The sequence below is a fragment of the Agarivorans sp. genome, from assembly GCF_050295395.1.
Lineage (GTDB): Bacteria > Pseudomonadota > Gammaproteobacteria > Enterobacterales > Celerinatantimonadaceae > Agarivorans.
Map to the genome: position 1 here is coordinate 1 of NZ_JBNKPP010000042.1, position 13,451 is coordinate 13,451.

At 46.5% G+C, this 13,451-nt stretch carries 15 protein-coding genes and 1 pseudogene; 10 read left to right on the forward strand and 6 right to left on the reverse strand.

What is annotated here, in order from left to right:
- The 4 genes from ACQY6Q_RS02610 to ACQY6Q_RS02625 all read left to right on the forward strand — a co-directional run.
- Positions 1-710: aminotransferase class III-fold pyridoxal phosphate-dependent enzyme (locus ACQY6Q_RS02610; RefSeq protein WP_427977531.1), on the forward strand; the 710-nt coding region annotated here is incomplete at its 5' end.
- A 108-nt stretch (positions 711-818) separates the two neighbouring features.
- Complete coding sequence (astA, locus tag ACQY6Q_RS02615) at positions 819-1,847, forward strand: arginine N-succinyltransferase (RefSeq protein ID WP_427977533.1); 1,029 nt, start codon at positions 819-821, stop codon at positions 1,845-1,847.
- Positions 1,848-1,888: 41 nt separating this feature from the next.
- The gene (astD, locus tag ACQY6Q_RS02620) at positions 1,889-3,358 is read left to right on the forward strand and encodes a succinylglutamate-semialdehyde dehydrogenase (protein ID WP_427977536.1); all 1,470 of its coding nucleotides are present in this window, start codon (positions 1,889-1,891) and stop codon (positions 3,356-3,358) included.
- A 15-nt stretch (positions 3,359-3,373) separates the two neighbouring features.
- A complete protein-coding gene (locus ACQY6Q_RS02625) occupies positions 3,374-4,168 on the forward strand; it encodes a DUF1338 domain-containing protein (RefSeq protein ID WP_427977538.1) in 795 nt (264 codons plus the stop codon).
- A 49-nt stretch (positions 4,169-4,217) separates the two neighbouring features.
- Here the strand turns inward: ACQY6Q_RS02625 and crp are convergent, their stop codons facing one another.
- Positions 4,218-4,856: a cAMP-activated global transcriptional regulator CRP gene (gene crp / locus ACQY6Q_RS02630; RefSeq protein ID WP_016403770.1), complete on the reverse strand. Its 639-nt coding sequence runs from the start codon at positions 4,854-4,856 to the stop codon at positions 4,218-4,220.
- 211 nt (positions 4,857-5,067) lie between these two features.
- Here crp and ACQY6Q_RS02635 point away from each other — a divergent pair, with 211 nt between their 5' ends.
- Positions 5,068-5,472 carry an OsmC family protein gene (locus ACQY6Q_RS02635; RefSeq protein WP_055732923.1) on the forward strand — a complete coding sequence of 135 codons (405 nt, stop codon included), beginning with the start codon at positions 5,068-5,070 and terminating at the stop codon, positions 5,470-5,472.
- Here the strand turns inward: ACQY6Q_RS02635 and ACQY6Q_RS02640 are convergent, their stop codons facing one another.
- The 3 genes from ACQY6Q_RS02640 to ACQY6Q_RS02650 are packed head-to-tail and all read right to left on the reverse strand — an operon-like array spanning position 5,473 to position 7,656.
- Positions 5,473-6,342, reverse strand: a complete 870-nt coding sequence (locus ACQY6Q_RS02640; RefSeq protein ID WP_055732922.1) for a phosphoribulokinase — start codon at positions 6,340-6,342, stop codon at positions 5,473-5,475.
- A gap of 37 nt (positions 6,343-6,379) precedes the next feature.
- Positions 6,380-6,628 (reverse strand): YheU family protein, encoded by a 249-nt coding sequence (locus tag ACQY6Q_RS02645; RefSeq protein ID WP_055732921.1) that lies wholly within the window; start codon positions 6,626-6,628, stop codon positions 6,380-6,382.
- The gene (locus ACQY6Q_RS02650) at positions 6,625-7,656 is read right to left on the reverse strand and encodes a hydrolase (RefSeq protein ID WP_427977542.1); all 1,032 of its coding nucleotides are present in this window, start codon (positions 7,654-7,656) and stop codon (positions 6,625-6,627) included. The genes ACQY6Q_RS02645 and ACQY6Q_RS02650 overlap by 4 nt, the downstream gene beginning before the upstream one ends.
- A gap of 86 nt (positions 7,657-7,742) precedes the next feature.
- Here ACQY6Q_RS02650 and ACQY6Q_RS02655 point away from each other — a divergent pair, with 86 nt between their 5' ends.
- Together ACQY6Q_RS02655 and ACQY6Q_RS02660 are read left to right on the forward strand one after the other, a co-directional pair.
- On the forward strand, positions 7,743-9,137 hold the full coding sequence (locus ACQY6Q_RS02655; RefSeq protein ID WP_427977545.1) for an aldehyde dehydrogenase family protein: 1,395 nt from the start codon (positions 7,743-7,745) through the stop codon (positions 9,135-9,137).
- A gap of 32 nt (positions 9,138-9,169) precedes the next feature.
- Positions 9,170-9,415: a DUF3624 family protein gene (locus ACQY6Q_RS02660; RefSeq protein ID WP_427977547.1), complete on the forward strand. Its 246-nt coding sequence runs from the start codon at positions 9,170-9,172 to the stop codon at positions 9,413-9,415.
- Here ACQY6Q_RS02660 and miaA read toward each other — a convergent pair.
- Positions 9,412-10,338: a tRNA (adenosine(37)-N6)-dimethylallyltransferase MiaA gene (gene miaA / locus ACQY6Q_RS02665; protein ID WP_427977550.1), complete on the reverse strand. Its 927-nt coding sequence runs from the start codon at positions 10,336-10,338 to the stop codon at positions 9,412-9,414. The genes ACQY6Q_RS02660 and miaA overlap by 4 nt on opposite strands.
- Before the next feature lie 130 nt (positions 10,339-10,468).
- Complete coding sequence (locus ACQY6Q_RS02670) at positions 10,469-10,678, reverse strand: DUF1127 domain-containing protein (protein ID WP_427977553.1); 210 nt, start codon at positions 10,676-10,678, stop codon at positions 10,469-10,471.
- Positions 10,679-11,445: 767 nt separating this feature from the next.
- Between ACQY6Q_RS02670 and ACQY6Q_RS02675 the strand changes: the two genes are divergently transcribed.
- The 3 genes and pseudogenes from ACQY6Q_RS02675 to ACQY6Q_RS02685 all read left to right on the forward strand — a co-directional run.
- The gene (locus tag ACQY6Q_RS02675) at positions 11,446-12,567 is read left to right on the forward strand and encodes a pyridoxal-phosphate-dependent aminotransferase family protein (protein ID WP_427977556.1); all 1,122 of its coding nucleotides are present in this window, start codon (positions 11,446-11,448) and stop codon (positions 12,565-12,567) included.
- Positions 12,568-12,631: 64 nt separating this feature from the next.
- Positions 12,632-13,246, forward strand: coding sequence for a flavin reductase family protein (locus ACQY6Q_RS02680; RefSeq protein ID WP_427977559.1), 615 nt, complete (start codon positions 12,632-12,634; stop codon positions 13,244-13,246).
- Positions 13,243-13,451: pseudogene (locus ACQY6Q_RS02685) on the forward strand (hypothetical protein); the annotation flags it as partial. The gene ACQY6Q_RS02680 and the pseudogene ACQY6Q_RS02685, both read left to right, overlap by 4 nt.

Below are 13,451 nucleotides of genomic sequence, written 5' to 3' on the forward strand. Positions count from 1 at the left end.
TTCCTTATAACGATTTAGTGGCCTTAGAAGCTCTTATCGACGAACAAACCTGCGCGGTGATGATGGAACCCTTGCAAGGTGAGGGCGGCATTATTAGTCCTGATTTAGCCTTCGCGAAAAAAGTGCGAGAATTGTGTGATAAACACAATGCGCTATTGATTTTTGATGAAGTGCAAACCGGGGTGGGGCGCACTGGCGACCTGTATGCCTACATGGGTTTAGGTGTTACTCCTGATATTTTGAGCTCTGCTAAAGCCTTAGGTGGCGGCTTCCCAATTGGAGCCATGCTAACCACAACGGCGATTGCCGCTTCGATGAAGGTGGGCACTCATGGCAGCACTTATGGCGGTAATCCTCTAGCTTGTGCTGTTGCCGAGACGGCCTTTGATATTGTGAATAGTGAACAAGTCTTAGCGGGCGTGAAGCAACGCGAACAATGGTTCCGCGATGCGCTTAATGCGATCAATCAAAAATATCAGGTTTTTTCTGAAGTGCGTGGTAAAGGTCTATTGTTAGGCGCGGTGCTTAATGAGCAATATCAAGGACGTGCTCGGGACTTTTTAACTGCGGCGGCAGAGCAAGGCCTGATGGTATTGGTTGCCGGAGCCAACGTGATTCGTTTTACTCCTTCTTTGATTATTCCCCAGCAAGATGTTGAGCTGGGCATGCAGCGTTGTGAACACGCAGTAGCCAAGGTTGTAGAGGCATAAGGTTTCGCAGGCTGGTGGTTAAACTGCCAGCCTAGCAGGCTTATTAGTTGTATTTGTGGCTAAAGCTTAGCCACAGCTCAGTGCTATTTGATCATAGGAGAAATAGCCATGTTAGTGATCCGTCCTATTCAGGAAACGGACTATCCTGCGTTATTACAGATGGCTGTGAGCTCAGGGATTGGTTTTACCTCCTTACCGGTAGATGAACCCTTATTGCGAGAAAAACTCGCTCATTCCATTCGCTCTTTTGCCAGTGATATTGACCATCCCGGTGATTTGCATTATTTGATGGTGGCAGAAGATAGCGAGAGCGGCGAGGTGGTGGGCACCACTGCCATCGATGCGGCAGTTGGCTTGAATAGCCCCTTCTACACCTACCATTTGGGTAAGGTGGTTCATGCTTCGCGCAGTTTAAATATCTACAACGTGGTGGAAACGTTAACCCTCACTAATGACTACACCGGCGTCACCGAGCTGTGTACGCTATTTTTGCAAGAGTCTCATCGCCAAGGCCAAAATGGCCGTTTGTTGTCTAAATGTCGCTTTTTACTGATGGCTGAGCATCCACATCGATTTAATGACTCGGTGATCGCCGAAATGCGCGGCGTGTCGGACGAGCAGGGGCGCTCACCTTTTTGGCAATGGTTACAAGACAATTTCTTTAGCATGGATTTCCCTACCGCCGATTATTTAACCGGCGTGGGTAAAAAAGAGTTTATTGCCGAACTGATGCCAAAGTATCCCATTTATGTGAATTTGCTGAGTAAAGAGGCGCAGGCGGTGATTGGCGAAGTGCATCAGAAGACTCGACCGGCTTTGCGCTTACTTGAAGCTGAAGGCTTTTGTAAGCATGGCTATGTCGATATTTTTGACGCCGGACCCACCGTGGAGTGTCCCTTACAACTCATCGAAAGTGTTAAGCAATCTTTTAAGGTGAGCTTAAGCATTGGCGAGCCGAGTAAGGATGCGCAACAGATGTTACTGACTAATGCGCGCTTAAAAGATTTCCGAGCTTGTGTTGCCCAGATCGAACTACATCGGCAGCAACCGAGGGCGGTGATTTCCCAACAAACGGCTAACGCTCTGCAAGTGAGTGAGGGTGATAGCCTTCGAGTAGGCGCTTTGCGTTTCGAATAATGATGCTAGCCCACGGTTGGCGGCTAAGGATTGAGGTAAAAATGGCAGAGTTAAATCAGTTTATTAATGGTCAATGGCTAGCAGGGCAAGGAGCGCTGCTCAAATCCATTGATCCGGCAAAGAACCAAGTGATTTGGCAAGGGAAAACCGCCTCGCCTGAGCAGGTAGACAGTGCCGTGAACGCCGCTAGACATAGCCAGTTTGCTTGGTATATGAGCGGCTTAGAGCAGCGTATGGCCATCATCAAACAATTCGCCTCGTTACTCGAAACTCATAAAGAAGAGTTAGCCTTGTTAATCGCCACTGAGACCGGCAAACCCTTATGGGAAACTCGGACTGAAATTGCCGCGATGATCGGCAAGGTGGCTATTTCTGAGAAAGCCTATTTAGAGCGCACCGGTGAATCGAGCACCGAGCTACCCGCCGCCACCGCAGTATTACGCCATAAGCCGCATGGTGTAGTGGCGGTGTTTGGCCCTTACAACTTCCCTGGACATTTGCCTAATGGGCATATTGTGCCGGCTCTCATCGCCGGCAATAGCGTGGTATTAAAGCCCTCAGAGTTAACCCCATATACTTCAGAGCGTATCGTCCAATTATGGCAGCAGGCGGGTTTGCCCAACGGTGTATTAAACCTGGTTCAGGGTGAGCTTGAAACTGGCAAAGCCTTGGCCTCGCATCCAGGTATCGACGGTCTATTTTTTACTGGCAGCTCTACTACTGGTCATATATTGCATCAACAGTTTGCTAGCCAGCCAGATAAGATTTTAGCCTTGGAGATGGGCGGCAATAATCCTTTATTGGTGGCAGAGGTGGACGATGTTGACGCGGCGGTGCATGACATTGTTCAGTCGGCATTTATTTCGGCTGGGCAACGTTGTACTTGTGCGCGTCGTTTATTGCTACCGAAGAGCGAACAAGGCGAATTGATTCTGCAGCGCTTGCTTGAAGTGAGTAAAGCTATTGAAGTAGGTGAATACGATGCCGAGGAACAGCCGTTTATTGGCGCGATGATCTCGGCTAAAGCCGCCGCGGCAATGGTGCACGCTCAGCAGCGGCTGCAAGCTTTAGGTGGCAAGTCCTTACTGCCCTTGGTTCAAACTGATAGTACTAAAGGTTTTGTCACTCCCGGTATTATCGACGTCTCTAAGGTGGCTGAACTACCCGATGAGGAATACTTTGGCCCGCTATTACAAGTACTGTTCTATGATGATTGGGAGCAGGCCATAACATTAGCCAATAATACTCGCTATGGCTTATCGGCTGGTTTGTTAAGTAATCAACCCACCAAGTGGGAAAATTTCCGTCACCGTATTAGAGCTGGCATTGTAAATTGGAATCGTCCTATTACTGGCGCCTCTAGTGCCGCGCCGTTTGGCGGTGTTGGCGCGTCGGGAAATCATCGCGCCAGTGCAAAATATGCCGCCGATTACTGTGCTTACCCGGTGGCGTCCATGGAAGGTAGCGGCAGTGTGCTACCCGAAAACTTAAGTCCCGGCTTACACTTTTAAGTGGAGGATAAGCAGATGAACGTGACGCTGTTTTTTGAGCGGCTTTGGCAACAGTATTTGGCGGTAACCCCCAGTGCTGAGAAAATCCATCAACTCTTGGGTGGCGGCCAGCCAATAGTTAACGACCATATTGCGGTGCGTAGTTTTAATCTGCCGGGAACCGGCGTTGAGGCTTTTGCTCAACATTTGTTGGCCATGGGCTACCGCCAAGGTGGGACTTATCATTTTGCTGCTAAACATTTAGACGCGGCGCATTTTGAACATAGCGATCCCAGTGTGCCTAAAGTGTTTATTAGTGAGCTGCAGGTTGAGAGTTTATCGCCGCAGGCGCAGCAATTGGTGAAAAATTTGGCTAGTCAGGTTAACCCAGAACTGTATCTTCGTCCTGAAGTGTTTTTCTCGGGTCGGCCGTGGCAGCTGAGTTATGCTGATTATCAATGCTTATTGCAAGAAAGTGAGTATGCCGGCTGGTTGGCGGCTTATGGCTATCGAGCCAACCACTTTACCGTATCGGTAAATCAACTCGCGGGCTATCAAAGCTTACAGCAAGTCAATCAAGCACTACTTGATGCGGGTTTTGTCTTAAACAGCGTGGGTGGAGAAATTAAGGGTTCACCCGAGGTGTTGCTTGAGCAGTCTTCGACTTTGGCGGACCATGCTGAAGTTAGTTTTAGTGACTGCAAACAGTCCATTCCTAGCTGCTTTTATGAATTTGCCTTACGTTATAAACGAGCCGATGGAGAGTTGTACTCAGGTTTTGTTGAAGCGTCGGCAGACAAAATCTTTAGTAGTACCGACAGCCGGCAGTAGACATAAAAAAAGCCGCATTAAAGCGGCTTTTTCGATGGTGTAGCTGCGACTAGCGCGTGCCGTAAACAACGATTGTTTTACCGTGCGCGGTAATCAATTCTTGTTCTTCCAGCATCTTAAGAATACGTCCCACTGTCTCACGAGAACAGCCTACAATTTGGCCGATCTCTTGACGAGTGATCTTAATTTGCATGCCATCTGGGTGAGTCATCGCGTCAGGCTGCTTAGCAAGATTTAACAAGGTTTGCGCAATGCGACCTGTTACATCTAGGAACGCTAAGTCACCTACTTTTTGGCTGGTGATTTGCAAACGGTTAGCCATTTGACCAGACAGACGCATCAGAATTTCAGGATTGACTTGAATAAGTTGACGGAATTTCTTGTAGGAAATTTCTGCCACTTCACACGGGCTTTTGGCTCGGATCCAAGCGGTACGAATAGGGTTTTCAGTATCTTCGAAAAGACCCAGCTCACCCATGAAGTCGCCTTGATTCAAGTAAGACAAGATCATCTCTTTGCCTTCTTCGTCTTTGATCAATACAGCCACTGAACCTTTTACGATGTAGTAAAGGGTTTCTGCTTTTTCACCAGCATGGATCAAAGTACTTTTTGAAGGGTACTTATGAATGTGGCAGTGAGAAAGAAACCATTCCATCACCGGATCAGCTTGAGGTTTGCCAATTACCATATTAAAGAAATCCTCTGTCTTTTTTAATTAGTCGTTAGTTGCACACTAACAAACTGTATTTATTTTAATTGTTGTCCATTCCGCCTCTAGCATAAAAGGCTTCTGGCTTTGCTGCAAGGCATTTATACGCCTTTAGTATGAGGCATAGTCTAGCCTTACACCTTGACCTAGATTAAGCTGCAACACGAAACATTCCTTGGGAGATATTAACATGAAAGCGACCGTTTCTTGGTCTAAAGAACTGCAATTTATTGGTGAAAGTAGCTCGGGTCACCAAATATTAATGGATGGTGATGGTGCAAAAGCTGCGGCTAGCCCTATGGAATATGTACTAATGGCGGCCGGAGGTTGTAGCTCGGTGGATGTGATTTCCATTTTGAGCAAAGCCAGACAACAAGTGAGTGACTGTAAGGTCAATCTAGAAGCACAACGAGCCGACAGCACGCCTCGTGTTTTTACTCATATCCATTTAGAGTTTGTGGTTAGCGGTACAGACTTAAGCGAGAAACATGTGGCCAGAGCCGTGCAACTAAGCATGGACAAGTACTGCTCGGTTTCTCTGATGTTGGGCAAGGCTTGTGAAATTAGCCACAGCTACCGAATTGAAGCCGCCTAGTTAACGTATTTTTCCTGTCTCTAATAACTGTTGGATCATTGGCGACAGGATCAATTCCATGGCAAAGCCCATTTTTCCGCCCGGAACCACAATGGTGTTTTGCCGTGACATATAAGCGCCATCAATCATCTGCAACAAGTAAGGGAAATCAACATTTTTTAAACCGCGAAAACGGATCACCAGCATGCTCTCATCTAAGCTAGGAATGCTTTTGGCGCTAAAGGGGTTGGAGGTATCAACCGTAGGCACGCGCTGAAAGTTGATATGGGTGCGTGAAAACTGCGGGGTGATGTAGTTGATGTAATCATCCATCGAACGCACGATGGATTCTTGCACCGCTTCGCGAGAATGGCCACGTTCGGTGGTATCGCGCACTAATTTTTGGATCCACTCTAAGTTTACAATCGGCACCATGCCAATTAGTAAGTCGACTTTTGAAGCCACGCTTTTATCTTCATAAGCCACCCCGCCATGTAAGCCTTCATAAAACAGCACGTCGGTTTCTTCTGGTAGATCTTGCCACGGGGTAAAGGTGCCCGGCATTTGGTTGTAGGGTACGGCTTCATCAAAGGTATGCAGATAACGTCGGTATTGGCCTACGCCCGTTTCGCCATATTGGCGGAAAAACTCATAGAGCAGATTAAAGTCGTTGGCTTCAGGGCCAAAGTAGCTAATGTGCTTGCCGTGTTCACGCGCTTTACGAATGGCTACGTCCATTTCTGGGCGAGTATAACGATGGAAACTATCGCCTTCGATGAAGGCCGCGTTGAGCTTATGCTGTCTAAATAAATGAGCGAAGACTTCGCTGGTGGTTGAGGTGCCTGCTCCTGAGGAACCGGTGACGGCAATAATGGGATGCTTAGCTGACATAATGGCCTTATCTGTTGCTGATGACTATAAACCGGGTTTACTGATCATCCTGCTGCCCTTCCTTGGCAGAGGCATCAAATTGCTCTTTGGCAATTAAGTTTACTGTTTCATGAAGTTCAGAGTATACGATTAAAACCGTGCCATTAGTAATTTGTTGCTTAATTTGTGCGAGTTTGTCACTTAAGCTGAGTTCCTGTTCGCCATAGTCGGTGCCTTCGCGCAGTACATAACTCTCTAATAAAGCGTCGAGTGTTGCGGGTTCTAATTGTTGCCATGGAATGATCATTTTGCTGGGCGCTCCAATTGTTGCTGAAACCATTCTGGAATAGTGGTTTCTAACCAGAAATTTGGGCGCAGCAGGCTACCATTAACAAATCCTACGTGTCCACCGCTATGACTCAAACGGTAGTCTACGCTGGGACTTAGTTGGTGGCCTTGGGGGATCACTCGTTGATCCATGAAGGGGTCGTCGGCCGCGTGAATTAACAAGGTGGGGTGGTGAATGTCTTTTAGTAATGCTAACCCACTACAGCGCTGGTAATAATCGGCCGCTCCCGCAAAGCCGTGGGCTTTAGCAGTATAGTGCTCGTCGAATTGCGTGAAATTACGCCAAGTTTTAACTTGTTCCTCGCTAAGCGGAGCCTTGTCTATGAGGCCGATTTTATGCCGAAGATTACGCTTCATTCGGCTGAGTAAGTGATGTTGGTAGACTCGTGAGAATCCTCGCTGTAAGCGCTCGGAGCAGGCGGCTAAATCTAGTGGCGGCGACACTATGGCCGCGGCCTTAATCGGTGAGTCTGGGACTTTCGCCAAGTAGTTTACTAACATGTTGCCACCTAGGGAATAACCTAAGGCGAACAGTGGAGCGTTTGGGAATTGTTCATTTAAGTAGTTAATACAAGCGCTGGCATCGCCGATTTCACCACTGTGGTAGCCCCGCCATTGCTTGTTGGGTTTACCACTGCAACCACGAAAATGCATCACTACAGCGCGCCAACCTCGCTGCTGGCTAGCTTGCAACATGCCTTTGGCGTAGGGGGAATCTACGCTTCCTTCTAAGCCGTGAAAAAGCACCACTATCGGCTGTTCAGCCGAGCTTTGCTGTGGGCTATCTACCCAGGCGAGATCGACAAAATCACCGTCGGCTAAATCCAGCTGTTGCCAGTTTAGCTTGAGCCGTTGTTTACGCCTTAAAAAGGTGGGTAACAGGGTTTGAATATGCGTGTTTCTGGCCCACCAAGGGGCAACAAAGGGAGCGTGCTTAATACCAATTCTCCGGCATGGGTGATTGCGCCCAACTATGCTGTTTGCCATGAAAATGTTCAAGCATTTCTGTTTTAGTTTACAAGTTACCCTGAGTAACCTAGCCTGAGTAAAGTGAGTAATGATGAGGAATAACAATGTCTGTCGTGGAGCTTCAGCAAGACTTAAGTCAATTAAAGCAGCTTGTATTGGTGCATGGGGCGCCAAGCTTGCAGCAGCGCAAGTATCATTTACAGCAGTTGCTAACACTGCTGTTAGAAAACCAGCAGGACATTATTGATGCTATTGCTAGCGATTTTGGCCAACGTTGCGCTGAAGAGACCCAAGTGCTGGAGTTATTTCCTGCGATTGCAGGGATCCGTTATGCACAAAAACATTTAAAGTCTTGGTTAAAGCCTCAGCGAAGGGCTACGAGCATTTGGTTTGCCGGAGCGAGTAATCGTGTTGTGGCTAAACCGCTGGGGGTGGTCGGCGTGATAGTGCCTTGGAATTATCCCTTATATCTTGCCTTTGGGCCGCTTACAGATGCTTTAGCGGCGGGCAACCGAGTGATGCTTAAAATGTCGGAGTTAAGTCCTGCTTTAAGTCGGCTGTTGATCCGCTTAATGCCATTATATCTTGCTGAAGAGGTGGTTCGTGTGTATGCCGATGAAGTTGGCCAACTAGGCGCGTCTTTTTCGGCTTTGGCTTTCGACCATTTGTTATTTACTGGCTCTACCGCAACTGGGCGCAAGGTGATGCAGGCTGCGGCTGCCCAATTAACGCCACTGACTTTAGAACTGGGGGGCAAATCCCCGGTGATTATTACGGACGATTTCCCAATAGAGCTGGCGGCCGAACGGATTATGATGGGCAAGTTGTTTAATGCCGGACAAACCTGTGTGGCGCCAGACTATGTGTTGCTGCCCAGCTCACGCCGCCAAGCCTTTGTTGATGCTTGCATTCGCTATTGTCAAAAGCACTATCAAAGCGTGGCTGATGAGGCTTTCTCCAGCATTATTTCAGAGAGGTTTTTAGCTCGTCTTAATTGGTTGAATGAACAAGCGCTTGAGCTAGGGGCCGAAGAATGCAAGCTCATTGCCGGTGACAGTGCGGGTAAGTTTGCTCTGCGCTTGCTGCTTAATGTGCCGCGTGAGGCTGAGGTGATGCAGCAAGAAATATTTGGCCCCTTGCTGCCGATAGTGGAATATCAGCAACTCGATGACGCTGTAGCTTATGTTCAACAACACAGTCATCCTTTGGCCTTGTATATCTTTTCCTATCAGCGCGCCATTCAACAACAATTGATTCAGCAAATTTCAGCCGGTGGGGTTTGCATCAATGATGTACTGTTGCATGTGGCCCAACATGAGCTGCCTTTTGGTGGAGTGGGGAGCAGTGGCATGGGGCACTATCATGGTTATGATGGTTTTGTGCAGTTTTCAAAAATGCTGCCGGTATTTAGTCAAAGTCGTTTTTCTGCGCTTAAGCTACTGCGCCCGCCTTATAACAAGCTGAGCAAGCGCTTGATCAAAATTATGCTGCGTGGATAATCGAGCGAGCATTGCCGCTTAGAGAGTATATTGTGAGTTGTCCGTTTTGCCAGAAGGCCTGGTTTGTTGAAAAACTAGGGCGCTGTAAACAGTGTATGTTGTTGGCCAATTTAGGCTGCTTAGTGCTGTTAATCCCCAGTTTTCTTTATCAAGGCGATGTTGCTGTATACCATCTTGCCTTATGGTTTGGCTTCGCCGCGTTTGCTGGGCTAAGTCTTGCTCATTGGTTAATGTTTTTTTATTACCGCTGGTTCGCTGCTAAGCCTCCTAAATCTTAAGCTGTTAAGCTGGCTAGGTGGGGTTCAATGATGCTTTGGGCTTGTGCTACCAAGTCATGCTGAGGATCTAACCAATGGATTACTTCTCCGCGGCGTTCCATTTTTCTAAACCAAGTATCTTGACGTTTGGCGAATTGGTGGATTTGTGAATTAAGCTTTTGGAACATGTCATTGCAGCTAAGTTTGTGTTGTAGATACTGCGCCACCATTCGATATTCTAAACCGTAGAATTCTAACTTTTCGTAACTTACCCCGCCTTGGTGGAGTTGTTGAACTTCTTCTATTAAGCCTTCTTCTAAACGTTGTTTTAAGCGCAGGGTGATGCGTTGCCTCAAAACCGCTCTATCCCAGCGTATTCCAAGATACAGTGCTGAAATTTCCGGGTGTTGAGGGCTAGCTTGTGTCGCAGTTTGGTCAGCCTCTGCTATTTCAATGGCCCTGACTAACCGTGGCCTCACTGTTAAATCGGTGCTGTTGTGTTGCTGTGGTTTTAGCTGCAATAAGCGCTGTTGTAATTGTTCCAGCGATAATTCGGCTAAGTGTTCTCTGAGCGGCTGATTAACGGGCACTTCACTTAATTGAAAGTTCTGGGTGACTGCGTCAATGTAAAGGCCTGTTCCGCCGACCATGATTGGCAGCCTATTGGCTTGTTTAACCTGTTGGTAGGCTGCAAAAAAATCGCGTTGAAAGTGAAACACGCTGTATTCGCTATCGGGTTCAACAATATCAATAAGGTGATAAGGAATTTCTTGATACTCGGCTAAGTCTTTGCCAGAACCCAGATCTAAACCTTTATATACCTGACGAGAATCAGCAGACAGTATTTCCCCTCCGTAGTGGCGCGCTAGGTTTACTCCTAGCTGAGTTTTACCCGAGGCTGTCGGGCCTAATACAACGATAAGGTTGGGGGCTAGTGTTGGCATGCTGCGATTCATCTCAGATAACAAAGCGGGAATGGTAACAAGAAAAAACAAAAACGGCATGTGCAAAGCAACATGCCGTTAATTTAAATGTAAGCCTGAGGTCCTTGGCAAAACAACGTTTTTAGCGGTATTAGTCTTCCCAGAAGTGCTTGCGTGACTCTTGGTAACGGTCGGCCTCAGTTAAGCCAATGTCGCGTAGCAAGTAAGCGGGAAGCTGTGCTAATTGACGTCGGGTTTTTTGGCGATTGATCCAAGTATTACAAAGTTGGTAAGCCTCAGCAAAAAAGTGAAAGAAAGAAGTATTTTTGCGATTGCTAATAGTGTGTACGTTAGTGCTCATGTTGATGACCTCATCTAAATTGATGATTTGATCATAGTGCGCAAATTGCAGATCCTCAAACAAGTAAAAACACTTGTTTTGGATTAGAAAAACTAATCTTATGTTGGTTGTTTTTATTGGTGTTCTTGTTGGGAAAATAGTGTGAATTTTTATTCGTTTTTATGAATAACGCATAAGTGGTTTAAGCACTTTAGTAACAATCTTTGTTGATAAATTGAGCATCCAAGCCTTGCTGGTAAGGGGGCGGATTGTTAAACGAAATTTCTTAAGCTAAAAATCATCAATGAGTAATTATTCTGGCTGGTTTTTTGTTAGCGACAATGCCCTTGGTAAAAGGTGTTCTCTATGGTTATTGGCGAGCTGATAAAACCAACATTTTATTGTTTTTGATCAAATTTACGCTGCTGTTTTGTTTGGTTTTTAGCTGTGCTTGGTGTTGCTTTTTTGTTGCTGGTGTAAATATTTTGTTGGTTATTTTGCTTAGTTCTGATCTTATTCAATAAACTAAGCTCAGAGACATTATGTGAAGTGCATAAAAGTATTTGTGCTTAGCTTTTTATCTTTAGTTTATTTAATCCTATTTAGCAGGCATTTCGAGTTTAATTGCTTAACTTATATATAGGGTTTTGCGTTGATGCTTAGCGTGGCTTCAATAGCGCTTTGGGCTTTATATTCAGTTTTTAGAGGCGCAATGTTACAGTGTGGACGCTGTACCTATAACAAAAATAAGTCTTTAGACTAAATCGAATAACTAAAAGGATATTAGGATGAACATTGCTTCCTTTCACCCCCCTCGCCGTATTTTAATGGGCCCCGGTCCTTCAGATATTTCCCCTCAGGTATTACAAGCCCAGAGTCGCCCTATTGTGGGTCATCTAGATCCCTTGTTTGTTGGGATGATGGATGAAATAAAGTTTTTATTGCAGTATGCCTTTCAAACAAGCAATCAGCATACTTTTGCCGTGTCTGCACCGGGTTCGGCGGGCATGGAAACTTGTTTTGTTAATCTAGTTGAGCCCGGAGATAAAGTTATTGTTTGTATCAATGGCGTATTTGGTCAACGGATGCTGGAAAATGTTGAACGCTGTGGCGGTGAAGCGGTTGTCGTGGAGGATAGTTGGGGGGAACCCGTTTCTATTAATAATGTTGAAAAGGCTTTAGAGCAACACCCTGACGCAAAAGTATTAGCTTTTGTACATGCCGAAACCTCAACCGGAGTGGCTTCAGATGCCCAAGCACTATGTGCGTTAGCTAAACAGCACCATTGTTTAACAATTGTTGATGCGGTGACCTCACTCGGTGGTATCCCTCTTAAGGTTGACGAATGGGGCATTGATGCCATTTATTCTGGCAGCCAAAAATGTTTGTCCTGTGTACCGGGCCTGTCGCCGGTGAGTTTTAGCCAAGCCGCTATCGACAAGTTGAGTAAACGCAAAACCAAAGTGCAGAGTTGGTTTTTAGATCAAAGCTTGGTGATGGGCTATTGGTCGGGTGAACAAAAACGTTCTTATCACCATACTGCGCCAGTTACGGCCTTATATGCCTTGCATGAAGCCTTGTTGGCGCTTTATAACGAGGGCCTAGAAGTATCATGGCAACGTCATGCCGATTTTCATCAACAACTTGCTCAAGGCTTAAGTGAACTAGGTTTGGCACTAATGGTGGATGAGTCATGCCGCTTACCTCAGCTTAACTTGGTAGCTGTGCCAGAAGGGGTCGACGAAGCAGCGGTTCGAGCTAGACTATTGAATGAATATAATCTGGAAATTGGTGCAGGCTTAGGTCAATTTGCGGGTAAGGCCTGGCGGATTGGTTTAATGGGTTATGCCGCACGTCAAGAAAACGTAAGTTTATGCCTAGCTGCTCTTAATGATGTGCTTAAGTCTTAAACCCATATTATGAATAGTGAGTTAAGCCCGCTTCGGTGGGCTGATTGTTACCTTGGAGACAGCAATGTACTTAGATTTCGAAGGTTTGAGCTCTAATCAGGTCTATCACTGTATGACACAAACCATTGTGCCACGACCTATCGCTTGGGTATTAACTGATAACGGCGCAGCAGCTTCTTATAATCTTGCTCCGTTTTCCTACTTTACGGCAGTTAGCTCCAATCCACCTTTAATTATGTTATCCATTGGCAAGAAAGCCGATGGTAGTGATAAAGATACTACTGTTAATATTAAACAGCGTAAGTTATGTGTAGTACATATCGCCAATGCGGCGCAAGCGCCTCAGGTAACGGAATCTGCCAGAAGTTTAGCGCATGGCGAATCAGAATTAGACTTACAGCAATTACCTACCTGTGCTTTTGCCGGCTTTAAGTTACCCCGCCTCAAAGACGCCCCCATCGCTATGGCTTGTGAATTGTATGAAATACAATCGGTAGGCAATACCCCACAAGCGATGATCCTGCTGAAAGTCTTACACCTCTATATAGATGACAGTGTGGTGACCATGCAACAAGAGCGAGTCGAAGTGAACAGCAACCAGCTAAATCCACTAGGGCGCTTAGGGGGAGGAGAGTATTGGGCAAATGGTAGTAGTTTTAGCATAACGCGGCCAAAATGAACTCCCAATTTAAGCTTTGGTCTGTATATCTGGCGCTTTGTGGCTGCTTAGTGTTGAGCGGCTGCAGCAATAATCGTCAAACCACTGCTCCAACCCCACCTATTCAAACGTCTAAGTTAGTTGCTCAACAGCAGCAGTTGCTGGTGCAGATCCAGCAAGAGTGGCAAGGTACTCCTTATAAATTAGGCGGAACTAACAAACAAGG

What these genes read in the sequence shown, in the direction of transcription:
- crp (WP_016403770.1), bottom strand. Translation starts at nt 4,856, where the DNA reads ATGGTAATTGGCAAACCTCAAGCTGATCCGGTGATGGAATGGTTTCTT.
- astD (WP_427977536.1), top strand. Translation starts at nt 1,889, where the DNA reads ATGGCAGAGTTAAATCAGTTTATTAATGGTCAATGGCTAGCAGGGCAA.
- miaA (WP_427977550.1), bottom strand. Translation starts at nt 10,338, where the DNA reads ATGCCAACACTAGCCCCCAACCTTATCGTTGTATTAGGCCCGACAGCC.
- ACQY6Q_RS02640 (WP_055732922.1), bottom strand. Translation starts at nt 6,342, where the DNA reads ATGTCAGCTAAGCATCCCATTATTGCCGTCACCGGTTCCTCAGGAGCA.
- ACQY6Q_RS02675 (WP_427977556.1), top strand. Translation starts at nt 11,446, where the DNA reads ATGAACATTGCTTCCTTTCACCCCCCTCGCCGTATTTTAATGGGCCCC.
- ACQY6Q_RS02680 (WP_427977559.1), top strand. Translation starts at nt 12,632, where the DNA reads ATGTACTTAGATTTCGAAGGTTTGAGCTCTAATCAGGTCTATCACTGT.
- ACQY6Q_RS02655 (WP_427977545.1), top strand. Translation starts at nt 7,743, where the DNA reads ATGTCTGTCGTGGAGCTTCAGCAAGACTTAAGTCAATTAAAGCAGCTT.
- ACQY6Q_RS02645 (WP_055732921.1), bottom strand. Translation starts at nt 6,628, where the DNA reads ATGATCATTCCATGGCAACAATTAGAACCCGCAACACTCGACGCTTTA.
- ACQY6Q_RS02670 (WP_427977553.1), bottom strand. Translation starts at nt 10,678, where the DNA reads ATGAGCACTAACGTACACACTATTAGCAATCGCAAAAATACTTCTTTC.
- ACQY6Q_RS02635 (WP_055732923.1), top strand. Translation starts at nt 5,068, where the DNA reads ATGAAAGCGACCGTTTCTTGGTCTAAAGAACTGCAATTTATTGGTGAA.
- astA (WP_427977533.1), top strand. Translation starts at nt 819, where the DNA reads ATGTTAGTGATCCGTCCTATTCAGGAAACGGACTATCCTGCGTTATTA.
- ACQY6Q_RS02650 (WP_427977542.1), bottom strand. Translation starts at nt 7,656, where the DNA reads ATGGCAAACAGCATAGTTGGGCGCAATCACCCATGCCGGAGAATTGGT.
- ACQY6Q_RS02625 (WP_427977538.1), top strand. Translation starts at nt 3,374, where the DNA reads ATGAACGTGACGCTGTTTTTTGAGCGGCTTTGGCAACAGTATTTGGCG.